This window comes from Clavibacter sp. GW821-FHT01D01 (assembly GCF_059422605.1).
Map to the genome: position 1 here is coordinate 159796 of NZ_JBWKXC010000002.1, position 13838 is coordinate 173633.

Annotated in this window: 13 protein-coding genes; 6 read left to right on the forward strand and 7 right to left on the reverse strand. The window is 69.2% G+C overall.

The features are described 5' to 3' along the window. The first annotated feature begins 39 nt into the window (after positions 1-39). The 4 genes from ctaC to AC07VC_RS04465 are packed head-to-tail and all read left to right on the forward strand — an operon-like array spanning position 40 to position 3569. Positions 40-951, forward strand: coding sequence for an aa3-type cytochrome oxidase subunit II (ctaC, locus tag AC07VC_RS04450; protein WP_094116061.1), 912 nt, complete (start codon positions 40-42; stop codon positions 949-951). A gap of 12 nt (positions 952-963) precedes the next feature. Then, positions 964-2709 carry an aa3-type cytochrome oxidase subunit I gene (ctaD, locus tag AC07VC_RS04455; protein WP_172407199.1) on the forward strand — a complete coding sequence of 582 codons (1746 nt, stop codon included), beginning with the start codon at positions 964-966 and terminating at the stop codon, positions 2707-2709. Between the two features lies 1 nt (position 2710). Further along, positions 2711-3127, forward strand: coding sequence for a cytochrome c oxidase subunit 4 (locus tag AC07VC_RS04460; protein ID WP_317228698.1), 417 nt, complete (start codon positions 2711-2713; stop codon positions 3125-3127). A gap of 4 nt (positions 3128-3131) precedes the next feature. Next, a complete protein-coding gene (locus AC07VC_RS04465; protein ID WP_317228697.1) occupies positions 3132-3569 on the forward strand; it encodes a GNAT family N-acetyltransferase in 438 nt (145 codons plus the stop codon). 576 nt (positions 3570-4145) lie between these two features. Here the strand turns inward: AC07VC_RS04465 and AC07VC_RS04470 are convergent. The 5 genes from AC07VC_RS04470 to ctaE all read right to left on the reverse strand — a co-directional run bounded on the left by AC07VC_RS04470 (position 4146) and on the right by ctaE (position 9438). Next, positions 4146-5093 (reverse strand): methyltransferase domain-containing protein, encoded by a 948-nt coding sequence (locus AC07VC_RS04470; RefSeq protein WP_494676016.1) that lies wholly within the window; start codon positions 5091-5093, stop codon positions 4146-4148. A 109-nt stretch (positions 5094-5202) separates the two neighbouring features. After that, positions 5203-6834 (reverse strand): cytochrome bc1 complex cytochrome b subunit, encoded by a 1632-nt coding sequence (gene qcrB / locus AC07VC_RS04475; RefSeq protein ID WP_317228695.1) that lies wholly within the window; start codon positions 6832-6834, stop codon positions 5203-5205. After that, a complete protein-coding gene (gene qcrA / locus AC07VC_RS04480; protein ID WP_317228694.1) occupies positions 6818-7927 on the reverse strand; it encodes a cytochrome bc1 complex Rieske iron-sulfur subunit in 1110 nt (369 codons plus the stop codon). Before qcrA ends, qcrB begins: the two co-directional genes overlap by 17 nt. A gap of 45 nt (positions 7928-7972) precedes the next feature. After that, a complete protein-coding gene (gene qcrC / locus AC07VC_RS04485) occupies positions 7973-8773 on the reverse strand; it encodes a cytochrome bc1 complex diheme cytochrome c subunit (RefSeq protein WP_317228693.1) in 801 nt (266 codons plus the stop codon). A 26-nt stretch (positions 8774-8799) separates the two neighbouring features. Further along, a complete protein-coding gene (gene ctaE / locus AC07VC_RS04490; protein ID WP_494676015.1) occupies positions 8800-9438 on the reverse strand; it encodes an aa3-type cytochrome oxidase subunit III in 639 nt (212 codons plus the stop codon). Between the two features lie 79 nt (positions 9439-9517). Between ctaE and trpD the strand changes: the two genes are divergently transcribed. Next, the gene (trpD, locus tag AC07VC_RS04495) at positions 9518-10573 is read left to right on the forward strand and encodes an anthranilate phosphoribosyltransferase (protein ID WP_317228691.1); all 1056 of its coding nucleotides are present in this window, start codon (positions 9518-9520) and stop codon (positions 10571-10573) included. A 58-nt stretch (positions 10574-10631) separates the two neighbouring features. Then, on the forward strand, positions 10632-11378 hold the full coding sequence (locus AC07VC_RS04500; protein WP_494676014.1) for an SOS response-associated peptidase: 747 nt from the start codon (positions 10632-10634) through the stop codon (positions 11376-11378). A gap of 87 nt (positions 11379-11465) precedes the next feature. Here AC07VC_RS04500 and glpK read toward each other — a convergent pair whose 3' ends face one another. Continuing rightward, positions 11466-12983, reverse strand: a complete 1518-nt coding sequence (gene glpK, locus AC07VC_RS04505; RefSeq protein ID WP_317228689.1) for a glycerol kinase GlpK — start codon at positions 12981-12983, stop codon at positions 11466-11468. Between the two features lie 27 nt (positions 12984-13010). After that, complete coding sequence (locus AC07VC_RS04510) at positions 13011-13763, reverse strand: MIP/aquaporin family protein (protein ID WP_317228688.1); 753 nt, start codon at positions 13761-13763, stop codon at positions 13011-13013. Positions 13764-13838: the final 75 nt, after the last annotated feature.

Genomic DNA, 13838 nt, shown 5'->3' on the forward strand with positions numbered 1-13838 from the left:
GTGGAACTCGTCACATCCGGTTCTTCGAAGGGTCTGCACGTGCGCTTCACTCGCCGTCAACGTTGGCTGACAATCCCCGTCGCCATAGGCATCTCGGTACTCCTCGCGGGGTGCACGCAGCAGCAGCTCCAGGGTTGGCTCCCGACCGAGGCCGGCACCACGAACCACGTCGACTCGGTCATCGGGCTGTGGGTCACCGCCTGGATCGTCCTCCTCGCCGTCGGCGTCCTCACCTGGGGCCTCACCATCTGGGCCGCCGTGGTCTACCGCCGCCGCAAGGGCCAGACCGGCCTCCCCGTGCAGATGCGCTACAACATGCCGATCGAGATCTTCTACACGATCGTGCCCCTCATCCTCGTGCTCGGCTTCTTCGCCTTCACCGCCAAGGACCAGGCGGCAATCGAGGCGCGCTTCGACACCCCCGAGGTCAAGGTCCAGGTCTTCGGCAAGCAGTGGGCGTGGGACTTCAACTACCTCGGCGGCGAGACCGAGTCCGGTGAGGCCATCGAGGGCGGTGCCTACGAGCAGGGCGTCCAGGCGGTCGACGACCCCGACGGCCCGCAGGGCTCGATCGACAAGGACAAGCTCCCCACGCTCTACCTGCCGGTGAACACCAAGGTCGAGCTCGAGCTCAACACCCGCGACACGCTGCACTCCTTCTGGGTGGTGGACTTCCTCTACAAGAAGGACCTCATCTCCGGCAAGACGAACTACATGACGTTCATCCCGGAGAAGGAGGGGACGTACATGGGCAAGTGCGCCGAGCTCTGCGGCGAGTACCACTCCCTCATGCTGTTCCAGGTCAAGGTCGTCTCCATCGACGAGTACAACGCCTACATCGAGAGCCAGAAGGCGGCCGGCTTCGAGGGAGACCTCGGCACCGACTACGACCGCCTGCAGAACCTCCCCGGCACCGACGTGCCGGCCACCACCGAGTCGTCCGAAGAGTAGGGCAGCAGCAACGTGACATCGACCCTCAACCGTCCCACCGCGATCCCCGCGGGCCAGGCGAAGGTCCTCGACGGCTCCGGCAAGGCCGAGCGCCGGGGCAACGTCGTGGTCAACTGGATCACCTCCACCGACCACAAGACGATCGGGTACCTGTACCTGATCACGTCGTTCCTCTACTTCTGCCTCGGCGGCGTCATGGCGCTCGTCATCCGCGCCCAGCTGTTCGAGCCCGGCCTGCACGTCGTGGAGACGAAGGAGCAGTACAACCAGCTCTTCACCATGCACGGCACGATCATGCTGCTCATGTTCGCGACGCCGCTGTTCGCGGGCTTCGCCAACGTGCTCATGCCGCTGCAGATCGGCGCACCCGACGTCGCGTTCCCGCGTCTCAACGCGTTCGCGTACTGGCTGTTCAACTTCGGCTCCCTCATCGCGGTCGCCGGCTTCCTCACCCCCGCGGGTGCGGCCTCGTTCGGCTGGTTCGCCTACGCCCCGTTGTCGAGCACGACGTTCTCGCCAGGCTTGGGAGGCAATCTCTGGGTGATGGGCCTGGCCCTCAGCGGGTTCGGCACCATCCTCGGTGCGGTCAACTTCGTGACGACCATCATCACGATGCGCGCGCCGGGCATGACCATGTTCCGCATGCCGATCTTCACGTGGAACATCCTCGTGACGTCGCTGCTCGTGCTCATGGCGTTCCCGGTCCTCGCGGCCGCCCTGTTCGGCCTCGGCGCCGACCGCATATTCGACGCCCACATCTACGACCCGGCCAACGGCGGCGCCATCCTGTGGCAGCACCTGTTCTGGTTCTTCGGGCACCCCGAGGTGTACATCATCGCGCTGCCGTTCTTCGGCATCGTCTCCGAGGTCTTCCCGGTCTTCAGCCGCAAGCCGATCTTCGGGTACAAGACGCTGGTCTACGCGACCATCTCCATCGCGGCCCTCTCGGTCACGGTCTGGGCGCACCACATGTACGTCACCGGGTCCGTCCTGCTGCCGTTCTTCTCGCTCATGACCATGCTCATCGCGGTCCCCACCGGCGTGAAGATCTTCAACTGGATCGGCACCATGTGGCGCGGGTCGGTCACGTTCGAGACGCCCATGCTGTGGGCCATCGGCTTCCTGATCACGTTCACCTTCGGTGGTCTGACCGGCGTCATCCTGGCGTCGCCGCCGCTCGACTTCCACGTGTCCGACTCGTACTTCGTCGTCGCGCACTTCCACTACGTGGTGTTCGGCACCGTCGTGTTCGCGATGTTCTCGGGCTTCTACTTCTGGTGGCCCAAGTGGACCGGCACGATGCTCAACGAGCGTCTCGGCAAGGTGCACTTCTGGCTGCTGTTCGTCGGCTTCCACACGACCTTCCTCATCCAGCACTGGCTGGGCGTCATGGGCATGCCGCGTCGCTACGCGACGTACCAGCCTGAGGACGACTTCACCTGGATGAACCAGCTGTCGACCATCGGCGCGGGAATCCTGGCGCTCTCGATGATCCCGTTCTTCCTGAACGTCTGGATCACGGCCCGCACGGCGCCCCGTGTCACGGTCAACGACCCGTGGGGCTACGGCCGCTCGCTCGAGTGGGCCACGTCCTGCCCGCCGCCGCGGCACAACTTCACGTCCATTCCGCGGATCCGCTCGGAGGCCCCGGCCTTCGACCTGAACCACCCGGAAGCGGGCATCCCCGTGGGAATCGGCCCGGCGAAGGACGCTCCCGACGCCGCGACCTACGACATCTCCAGCGACAAGGTGAAGTGACGTGCGCGCCAATAGGAACCTCTTCTACGTCCTCGCGGTCTTCTTCGTCATCGCGGCGGCCGCCTACACGATCTGGGCCGTCATCGACGACGGCCGGGTCGAGTGGGTCGGGACCCTGGGCATCGCCCTCTCGGGCGCCCTCGCCGCGTTCATCGGCTTCTTCGTGGCGCGCCTGTACGCGGCGCAGAACGGCGAGCTCCCGGAGGACCGCAGCGACGCCAACGTCGACGACGGCGATCCTGAGCTCGGCTTCTTCAGCCCGTGGAGCTGGTGGCCGGTGATCCTGGCGGCCGGCGCCGCCTCGGTGTTCCTCGGGCTCGCCGTGGGCATCTGGATCGCCCTCATCGGCGGCTGCCTCGCGATCATCGCGCTCGTGGGCTGGACCTACGAGTACTACCGCGGCTACTTCGCACGCTGATCCGATGGTCGACATCCGGCACGCTGCGGCATCGGACGGGGACGCGGTCTTCGCCCTGTGCCAGCAGCTCGACATGATCAACGCCCCGGCGACGAGGGACGACTTCGACGTCACGTTCTCCCACATCCTGCGGGCGAACAAGGACGTCGGCAGGGACGTCCTCCTCGTCGCCGAGGAGGACGGCTCGGTCGTGGGGTACGCCTACCTCGTCGTCAGCCGACTCCTCTACGCCGGTGGGCTCAGCGCCCACCTGGAGGAGCTCGTGGTGGATGCCGACGCCCGCAGCGGCGGGACGGGGTCCGCTCTCGTCCGTGCCGTGGAGCGCCTCTGCGGCGACCGCGGCGTCGGGCAGATCACCATGAGCACTCGGCGCGCGGGCGAGTTCTACAAGCGCCTCGGATACGAGCGGACCGCGGAGTTCTACAAGAAGCTGCTCCGCTGACCGCTCCTCACCTGCTCGCGTAGGACGCCCGGCCTTCCCTCGAAGGCCGGGCGTGTTGCATTGCGGGGAGAGCGTGCAGGTCGCGTGTGCCTCTCCCGAACCCGCATCCAGGACTGCGGCCAGGACGTGAAATGGCGGGCCCTTCTCAATCCTCGCGCCTGCCTCGCTGCGTGCCTGCGTCGTTCCATGCGGGCGTCGCCCTGCGAGGCCTGCCCCGTCGTTCGAGCGCTCTCAACCGTCGGGCGACCGAAGGCCGTCGTGAGCGCAAGTCACTGGTCCAGTGGGCAGGGCCGCATGCAGCTGTTCCTGGGGTGCGAGCCTGCGTCAGGGAGGCGTACCGCGGCTCAAGGGGCGCGCACAGGTGCCCCGGTGCGGCTCTGAGCTGCGCGACGGGGCGAGAGGCGGAGGGTGCCGCCGGGCGCCGGGCGCCGGGCGCCGGGAGAGCGGGGAGGCCGGGGTCGGCGTGCCGCTGTCGCGCGCGCAACAGGTCAGAGGCATTGGAGGCCGTGCTGAGTCGACCAGCAGACGTGCTGCGGGCCGGCGCCGGGCGCCTCAGGTCGACGTCGTTCGAGGTCGTCAGGCGTGGGTGGCGGGGACGTCGAGGCGGGCGAGGACGTAGACGATCACGTCCAACGTCACGGAGTGGCGAGACGCAGCGGCGTCCACGACCGCAGCCGACCGCGCCGCCGACGTCGATCCCCAGGTGGGTGCCGTGTCGCCGTCGATCGGCCTCCGTGCCCGGTGGTGAGCCGAGGGGCCCATCCCGAGGAGCAGGTCGATCTCCTCGTCCGACAGGAGCAGCTCCCGTCGCATCCGCGTCTCCGACGTCGGCGTGAAGAGCCCGTCGGATGCCTCCAGGATGCGCTCCCGCTTCCCGGCCTGCACGCCGACCGCACGGCCATCGGCTCGGAGCTCCGCGAGGTGGTCGGGCCCCGCGGCGACGATCCCCACGAGTCCGCCCCTCGTCAGGACCCGGTGGAACTCGCGCATGTTGCGCGGGGCGAAGACGCCGAGCAGGATCTCCGCCGAGCCGTCTCGGAGGGGCAGCCCGGCCCAGGTGTCGGCGACGACCCCGTCGACGTCGGGACGGCCCCGTACGGCGGCGCTGACGGCGGTGGGGGAGAGGTCGGCCGCGAGTCCGGTCGACGCGATGCCGCGGTCGAGGAGCTGGTGCAGGTAGTAGCCCGTCCCGCAGCCGGCGTCGACGATGCGTCGGGCGGTGGGGCTGTCAGTCACGTCGTGCCCGCGCCCGTGCACGCCGACCGCAGCTGCCGCCAGGCCCTCGACGAGTGCATCGACCAGAGGGGCGTAGTGACCTCGGGCGAGGAACCGCGCACGGGCGTCGAGCATCGCCGCGGAGTCGCCCACGACCCGGGTCGTCGGCGCCAGGAGCGACGCGTAGCCGCGCTTGTTCGCGTCGATCGTGTGTCCGTGAGCGCAACGGAGGGACAGCGGGGGAGCGGGTCGCAGGTCCTCGCCGCAGGTCGGGCAGCGGAGCCACCGGGCGAGTCGGGCGAGATCCACGAGCGCTCCTCGAGGTGCGTGCTGCGGTCGGAGGGGTGGACGCACGAGAGCCGGCCCAGCATCGCCGGACCGGCTCTCGTGCGCCGCGCATCAGCGCGAGGGGCTGCTGCTAGTGGTGGTCGCCGTGGCTGCGCTCGACGTCCTTCGTGGTGACCGGGGAGATCCGGTCCTCAAAGAACCACTTCGACAGTGCCGCACGGGCCCGCTGGTTGACCGTGATGCGTCCACGGCTGTCCGGGCGGATCATGAGCGGCTTGTAGTCGTCGTAGCTCACGAGGCGCCAGCGCTCGTACTCGTCGAGCTGCTCGTGGACCTCGATGAACTCGCCACCGGGCAGCTTCACGATCCGGCCCGACTCGACGCCGTGGAGGGCGATCTCGCGGTCCTTCTTCATGAGCGCCAGGCAGATGCGCTTCGCGACCTGGTAGGCGATGACCGGTCCGAGGATCAGGAGCGCCTGCAGCGTGTGGATGACGCCCTCCATCGACACCTTGAAGTGCGTGGCGATGAGGTCGGAGCTCGCAGCGGACCAGAGGACCGCGTAGAACGTGACACCCGCGGCGCCGATGGCGGTGCGCGTGGGAGCGTTGCGCGGGCGGTCGAGGATGTGGTGCTCGCGCTTGTCGCCGGTGATCCACGCCTCGATGAAGGGGTAGAGAGCGACGAGCACGATGAACAGGCCCAGGACCGTGATCGGCAGGATGATGTTGAACGAGAACGTGTGGTCGAACAGCACGAACTCGAGTCCCGGCGGAACGAGGCGCAGGGCGCCGTCCGCGAAGCCGATGTACCAGTCCGGCTGGGTACCCGCCGACACCGGGGACGGGTCGTAGGGGCCGTAGTTCCAGATCGGGTTGATCGTGAAGAACGAGGCCATGACCACGATCACGCCGAAGACCACGAAGAAGAACCCACCGGCCTTCGCCGCGAAGGTGGGGAGCACGGGCACGCCGACCACGTTCTCGTTCGTGCGGCCGGGGCCGGCGAACTGGGTGTGCTTGTGCACGACCACGAAGAGGAGGTGGAGCGCCAGGAACGCCACGAGGATCGCGGGGAGCAGCAGGATGTGGAGCGTGTAGAGCCTCGGGATGATCGCCGTCCCGGGGAACTCCCCGCCGAACAGGAGGAACGAGATCCAGGTGCCGATGACCGGGATGCCCTTCACCATGCCGTCGATGATGCGCAGGCCGTTGCCGGAGAGCAGGTCGTCGGGGAGCGAGTAGCCCGTGAAGCCCTCGGCCATCGCGAGGATGAAGAGGACGAAGCCGATGAACCAGTTGAGCTCGCGGGGCTTGCGGAACGCACCCGTGAAGTAGATGCGGAGCATGTGCAGCCCGATGGACGCCACGAACAGCAGGGCAGCCCAGTGGTGGATCTGCCGCATGAGCAGGCCGCCGCGGATGTCGAACGAGATGTCGAGCGACGACGACATTGCCACGGACATCTCGACGCCCTTGAGGGGCGCGTACGAGCCCTCGTAGTGCGTCTCCGCCATCGACGGGTCGTAGAAGAAGGTCAGCCACGAGCCCGTCAGCAGGATGACGACGAAGCTGTAGAGCGCCACCTCGCCGAGCATGAAGGACCAGTGGTCCGGGAAGATCTTCCGCCCGAACTCCTTGACGGCGACGCTGACGCTGGTGCGCTCGTCGAGGTAGGTCGCGGCGGCGGCGGTGAGGCCGCCCCCGCTCTTGGCGGCGGGTGCAGCGGCACCCGTCGTGGTCGGATCAGCTGTTGTAGTCACCACGACGCTCCCAGAAACTCGCCCCTACGGGCTCGGTGAAATCACTCTGTGCAATGAGGTAGCCCTCGTCGTTGACGGCGATGGGCAGCTGCGGCAGGGGCCGCTTGGCCGGTCCGAAGATGACCTCGCAGTGGTTGGTCACGTCGAACTGGGACTGGTGGCAGGGGCAGAGCAGGTGGTGGGTCTGCTGCTCGTAGAGCGCCACCGGGCAACCCACGTGCGTGCAGACCTTGGAGTAGGCGACGATCCCGTCGTAGGACCAGCCCTTGCGCTCCGGGGACTCGATGAGGTCCTCGGGGCGCAGGCGCATGAGGAGCACCGCGGCCTTCGCCTTCTCCTCGAGCTTGCCCTCCTCGAGCTCCATGAGGGAGGCCGGGATGACGTGGAAGGCGGAGCCGATGGTGACGTCCGAGGCCTTGATGGGCGTTCCGGAGGGGTCGCGGGTGAGGACCTCGCCCTTCTTCCACAGCGTGTGGCTGAGGGCGGAGGCGGGCTCCTCCGCGCTTCCCGGGTACAGGTCGCGGAAGAGGACCACGGCCGGCAGCGGGAAGGCGACGAGGGCGCCGATGAGGCTGTTGCGGATGAGCGAGCGACGACCGAAGCCCGACTCCTCGTTCGCCTGGGCGAAGATCTCGACGGCGCGGGCCTGCGTGGCGGGCGAGCCGCCCTGCGGGTGCCGCTCGTCGATCAGCTCGTGGTCGCTCATGAGCGCCTTCGACCAGTGGATCGCGCCGATCCCGAGGCTCAGGAGCGCGAGCGCGATGCCGATGCCGAGGAACAGGTTGTTGAGGCGCACGCTGCCCGGGTCGTCCGCGTAGATCGGGAAGCCGAAGTACGCGCCGATCGCGAAGACGCTGCCGACGATCGACAGGTAGAACCACGTGTAGACGACGCGCTCCGCCGTCTTCGCCTTCTTCGGGTCCTTGTCGGTGACGCGGAGGCGGTGCTCCGGGAAGCCCGGGTTCTGGAAGGCGTCGCGCGTGGCGACGGCGGTCCCGCCGGCGAGCACGACGTCACGGCCGGCTGGCTCGAGCTCGCCGGCGTCGTAGCCCGCGGGGACGACGCCCGACTCGTCCTTATCGTCGTGTGCCATGTGCGTGCCTCTCTGGTGTTCTGGTGCAGGTCATCGATGCGGGCGTCAGTTGGACCGGGCCGTGAGCCACACGGTCAGGGCGACGATGCCGCCGAGGCCGAAGATCCACATGAAGAGCCCCTCGGAGACCGGGCCGAGCCCGCCGAGGTTCGCGCCGCCGACGGTGCTGTTCTCCTCGATGTACTGCAGCGACGTGATGATGTCGCGCTTGTCCTCGGGGGTGATGTTGGTGTCGTTGAAGACCGGCATGTTCTGCGGGCCGGTGACCATGGCCTCGTAGACGTGCACGGGAGCCACGCCCTCCAGGCTCGGGGCGAACTTGCCCTCGGTGAGGGCGCCGCCCGCTGCAGCCACGTTGTGGCACATCGCGCAGTTGATGCGGAAGAGCTCGGCGCCGTTGGCCGCGTCCCCTTCACCGTCGAGGTACTGGCTGTCCGGGATGGCGGGACCGGGGGCCAGGGACGCGACGTAGGCCGCGAGCTCCTTCACCTGCGTGTCCGTGAACTGCGTGGGCTTCTCCTCGGCCTGGACCGTGGTGGCCTGCAGCGGCATGCGACCGGTGCCGACCTGGAAGTCGACGGACGCCGCGCCCACGCCGATGAGGCTGGGGGCGACGCCGGTGCCGGTCGCGTCCACGCCGTGGCAGGTGGCGCAGTTGGACCCGAAGAGCTTCTGGCCCTCCTCGATCGTCTGCGCGGACTTGAGGTCGACCTCGGCCGACGCGGTGCCCGTCTGGATCAACGCGTAGGCGCCGCCCGTGAAGAGCAGGCCGATGGCGAGGAGGGCGACAGTGGTCAGGGGGCTGCGGCGACCGGTGCGACGGGCGCGTGCTTTCGTGGTGCTCATGCTGTGTTCGATGCTCCCGCTCGGTGCTATTTGAGGACGTAGATGACCAGGAAGAGCCCGATCCAGACGACGTCGACGAAGTGCCAGTAGTACGACACGACGATGGCGCTGGTGGCCTCCCGGTGCCCCATCGACCGGACCGCGTAGATGCGCCCGATGACGAGGAGGAAGGCGATCAGGCCGCCGGTGACGTGGAGGCCGTGGAAGCCCGTGGTCATGTAGAACGCCGAGCCGTAGGCGTTGCTGCCGAGCGTGATGCCCTCGGTGACGAGGGTCGCGTACTCGAAGATCTGGCCGACGACGAAGATGGCGCCGAGGGCGTAGGTGAGGAAGAACCACTCGACCGTGCCCCACTGGCTCGGCTTCCAGCCCGTGGCGCGGGCCTGGAGGCGCTCCGCGGCGAAGACGCCGAACTGGCAGGTGAACGAGCTCGACACGAGGATGAGCGTGTTCACGAGGGAGAAGGGCACGTTCAAGCGGCCCGCCTCGAACTCCCAGAGGGCGCCGGACGTCGATCGCAGGGTGAAGTAGATCGCGAAGAGACCCGCGAAGAACATCACCTCGCTTCCGAGCCACACGATGGTGCCGACGGCGACCGTGTTCGGTCGGTTCACCACCGGCGCGGTAGATGCTGGGGAGATTGAGGTCGTCGTCACAGGTTCCATTATGTCCCAGGCGGACGACGCCGACGCCCACCCCGGCCGCCCGTGAGATCGCGTCCAGCCTCTCGTTAGGCTGATCCGCATGCCCTCCGCCCCCACCTGGCCCGCCCTCATCACGACCCTGATCGAGGGCCGCCACCTCTCCGTCGCGGAGTCCACCTGGGCCATGCGCCAGGTGATGCGCGGGGAGGCCACATCCGCCCAGCTGGGCGGGCTCCTGGTGGCCCTGCGGGCCTCCGGGGAGACGGTCGACGAGATCGTCGGCTTCCGCGACGCGGTGCTCGAGGATGCGGTGCCGCTCGACGCGGATCCCCGCGCGCTCGACATCGTGGGCACGGGAGGGGACCCTTACGGCGCCGTCCTCAACATCTCCTCGGTGGCGTCCGTGATCGCGGCGTCCGTCGGCGTGCCCGTGATCAAGCACGGCAACCGGGCCGCGAGCAGCTCCTCGGGAGCGTCGGACGTGCTGACGGCACTCGGCGTCGACCTCACGATCAGCCCGACGCGGGTGGCCGAGGTGCTCCGCGAGACCGGCATCACGTACGCGCACGCCGCCCTGTTCCACCCGGGCTTCCGGCACGCGTCGGCCACGCGGAGCGAGCTCGGCATCTCGACGCTCTTCAACGTCCTCGGGCCGCTGTGCAACCCGGCGCGTCCCGAGGCGTCCGCGGTCGGGGTCGCGGACCTCTCGCGCGTGCCCCTCATGGTGGGCGTGTTCCGCACTCGCGGCGCGACCGCCCTCGTCTACCGCGGGGACGACGGCATCGACAAGCTGACCACCACCGGCCACAGCCACATCTGGGAGGTGAGCCGGGGAGCGGTGACGGAGCACGACCTCGACCCGCTCGAGCTCGGCATCCCGCGCGCGCCCATCGAGGCGCTCCTCGGGGAGGGCCCGGAGCAGAACGCGACCGTCATCCGGCGCGTCCTCGCCGGCGAGCGCGGGCCGCAGCGGGACGTCGTCCTCCTGAACGCGGCGGCCGGGCTCGAGGCGTTCGACCTCATGGACGACCCCACGCGCGTGCAGCAGCCCATGGCGCGCCGGCTGCGGGAGAAGCTGGCGGTCGCAGCCGATGCCGTGGACTCCGGCCGTGCCGCCGCGAAGCTCGAGGAGTGGGCCGCCGCGACGCGCGCCTGATCGGGTCGCGGCTCTCCCGCGCTCCCGTGCCGACGGGCGTGCGGCGGATACTGGTGGCATGTGCGGGAGATTCGTGGTGGCGCGCGCGACGGGTGACCTCGTCGGCGACTGGTCCGTGGACGACGTCGAGGGCGAGGACCCGGCGCCGTCGTGGAACGTGGCGCCGACCACGACCGTGAGGATGGTCGCGGACCGTCGGCCGCGCGGCGAGGCGGACGCCCCCGTGCGTCGCGTGCTGACCGCCGCGAGGTGGGGGATCGTGCCGCCGTGGGCGAAGTCCGTGCAGGGTGCGCCGCTCATCAACGCGCGCATCGAGACGGTGACGGAGAAGCCGACGTTCCGCCGTGCGGTCCTCACGCGCCGCGCGGTCGTCCCGGCCGACGGCTACTACGAGTGGCAGGCGACGTCGGACGGCAAGCAGCCCGTGTACCTGCACGGGGAGGACGATCGGCCCCTGGCCTTCGCGGCCGTGTACGAGCACTGGCGCGATCCCGCGGTCCCCGACGGGGAGCCGGGCGCATGGCTGCGGAGCCTCGCCATCATCACGTCCGCCGCGAGCGACGCGCTCGGGCACATCCACGACCGGACGCCGGTGATCGTCCCCCGGGACCGGCTGGACGACTGGCTCGACGCGGGGACGGACGCCGTCGACGACGTCCGCCACCTCCTGGCGTCCCTCCCGGAGCCGCGCCTCGTGCCCCGCCTCGTCTCCCGACGGGTGAACAGCGTCCGGAACGACGGCCCCGACCTCGTCGCCCCGCTCGATGACGCTCCGGCCCCCGACGGGCAGCCCACGCTCCTGTAGGAGCCGGCACGCCCGCGCAGCGCTGCCCACGACGACGCACGCCCCGCCTCACGAGGAGGCGGGGCGTGCGGTCCGATCGGGTGCGGTCTACTGCACGTCGTCGTCGACCCAGTCGAAGGTCTTGGTGACGGCCTTCTTCCAGAGGCGCAGCTGGCGCTCGCGCTCGGCGTCGTCCATGTCGGGCGTCCAGCGGCTGTCCTCCTGCCAGTTCTGGCGGAGGTCGTCGAGGTCCTTCCAGAACCCGACGGCGAGGCCGGCCGCGTACGCGGCGCCGAGCGCGGTGGTCTCCGCGACGACGGGGCGGACGACGGGGACGCCGAGGATGTCCGCCTGGAACTGCATCAGCAGGTTGTTGGCGATCATGCCGCCGTCGACCTTCAGCTCGGTCAGGTCGACGCCGGAGTCGGCGTTGACCGCGTCCAGCACCTCGCGCGTCTGGAAGGCGGTGGCCTCCAGTGCGGCGCGGGCGATGTGGCCCTTGTTGACGTAGCGCGTGAGGCCCACGAGGGCACCGCGCGCGTCCGAGCGCCAGTACGGCGCGAACAGGCCGGAGAACGCGGGGACGAAGTACACGCCGCCGTTGTCCTCGACCGTGGCAGCGAGCGTCTCGATCTCCGCGGCGCTCGACACGAGGCCGAGGTTGTCCCGCATCCACTGCACGAGCGAGCCGGTGACGGCGATGGAGCCCTCGAGCGCGTAGTGCGGCTCCGCGTCGCCCAGCTTGTAGCCGAGCGTCGTGAGGAGGCCGTTCTGCGAGTGGATGATGTCGGTGCCGGTGTTGAAGATGAGGAAGTTGCCGGTGCCGTAGGTGTTCTTCGACTCGCCCTGGTCGAACGCCGCCTGGCCGAAGGTGGCCGCCTGCTGGTCGCCCAGGATGCCCGCGATGGGCACCTCGCGGAGGAGGCTCGAGGACTCGACCACGCCGTAGACCTCGGAGGAGCTCTTGATCTCGGGGAGCATCGAGCGCGGGACGTCGAACGCCTTGAGGATCTCGTCGTCCCACTGCAGGGTCTCGAGGTCCATGAACAGCGTGCGGGAGGCGTTGGTGACGTCGGTGACGTGCACGCCGCCGTCGGTGCCGCCCGTGAGGTTCCAGAGGACCCAGGTGTCGGTCGTGCCGAACATCAGGTCGCCGGCCTCGGCCTTCTCGCGCGCCCCGTCGACGTTCTCGAGGATCCAGACGATCTTGGTGCCCGAGAAGTAGGTGGCGAGCGGCAGCCCGACGGTGGGCTTGAAGCGCTCGACGCCGCCGTCGGCCGCGAGGCGGTCGACGATCTTCTGCGTGCGGGTGTCCTGCCAGACGATGGCGTTGTACACGGGCTTGCCGGTGGTGCGGTCCCACACGACGGCGGTCTCGCGCTGGTTGGTGATGCCCACGGCCTCGACGTCGTGGCGCGTGATGTCGGCCTTGGACAGGGCCTGTCCGATGACCTCGCGCGTGTTGCGCCAGATCTCCATGGGGTCGTGCTCGACCCAGCCGGCACGGGGGAAGATCTGCTCGTGCTCGAGCTGGCCGGTGGACACGATGGATCCGCTGTGGTCGAAGACGATGGCCCGCGTGCTGGTGGTGCCCTGGTCGATGGCGACGATGTACTTCTCGCTCATGTGGTCTCTCCTTGTGGGTCGAGGGTTCTAGAGGATGGGGAGCAGCGCGTAGGACGCGAGGCCGGCGAGGACGCCGCCGATGGCGGGACCGACGACCGGGACCCAGGCGTAGGACCAGTCGCTGGCGCCCTTGCCCTTGATGGGCAGGAACGCGTGCGCGATGCGGGGGCCGAGGTCGCGGGCGGGGTTGATGGCGTAGCCGGTCGGCCCGCCGAGGGACGCGCCGATGCCGACCACGAGGAGGGCGACGGGGATGGCGCCGAGGGCCGAGAGGCCGGCGGGGGTGGACGCGTCGGCGTCCGGGTTGTTCGCGAGGCTGAAGCCGAGGATCACGATGACGAGCACGAACGTGCCGATGATCTCCGTGACGAGGTTCCAGCCGTAGTTGCGGATGGACGGACCCGTCGAGAACACGCCGAGCTTGGTGGCCGCGTCGGGCTCCTCGTCGAAGTGCTGCTTGTAGGCGAGCCAGCAGAAGACGGCGCCGATGATGGCACCGACCATCTGGGCGAGGATGTAGACGGGCACGCTCGCGACGTCCTCGATCTTCCCCGCGGACAGGAGGCCCAGGGTGACGGCCGGGTTGAGGTGCGCGCCGGACGCGTACGAGACGGTGACACCGGCGAAGACCGCGAGGCCCCAGCCGAAGTTGACCATCAGGGTGCCGCCGGCCAGCCCCTTCGACTTGACGAGCGCGACGTTGGCCACGACTCCGCATCCGAGGAGGACCAGGAGGGCTGTGCCCACCGTCTCCGAGAGGAATATGACTCCAAGATCCACTGCGTGGTGCTCCCATCGTTCGTCGAGGCGGGGCGGCCTCTGCCGCGTCGTCGCGGTCCGACCAATCTAGTCCCG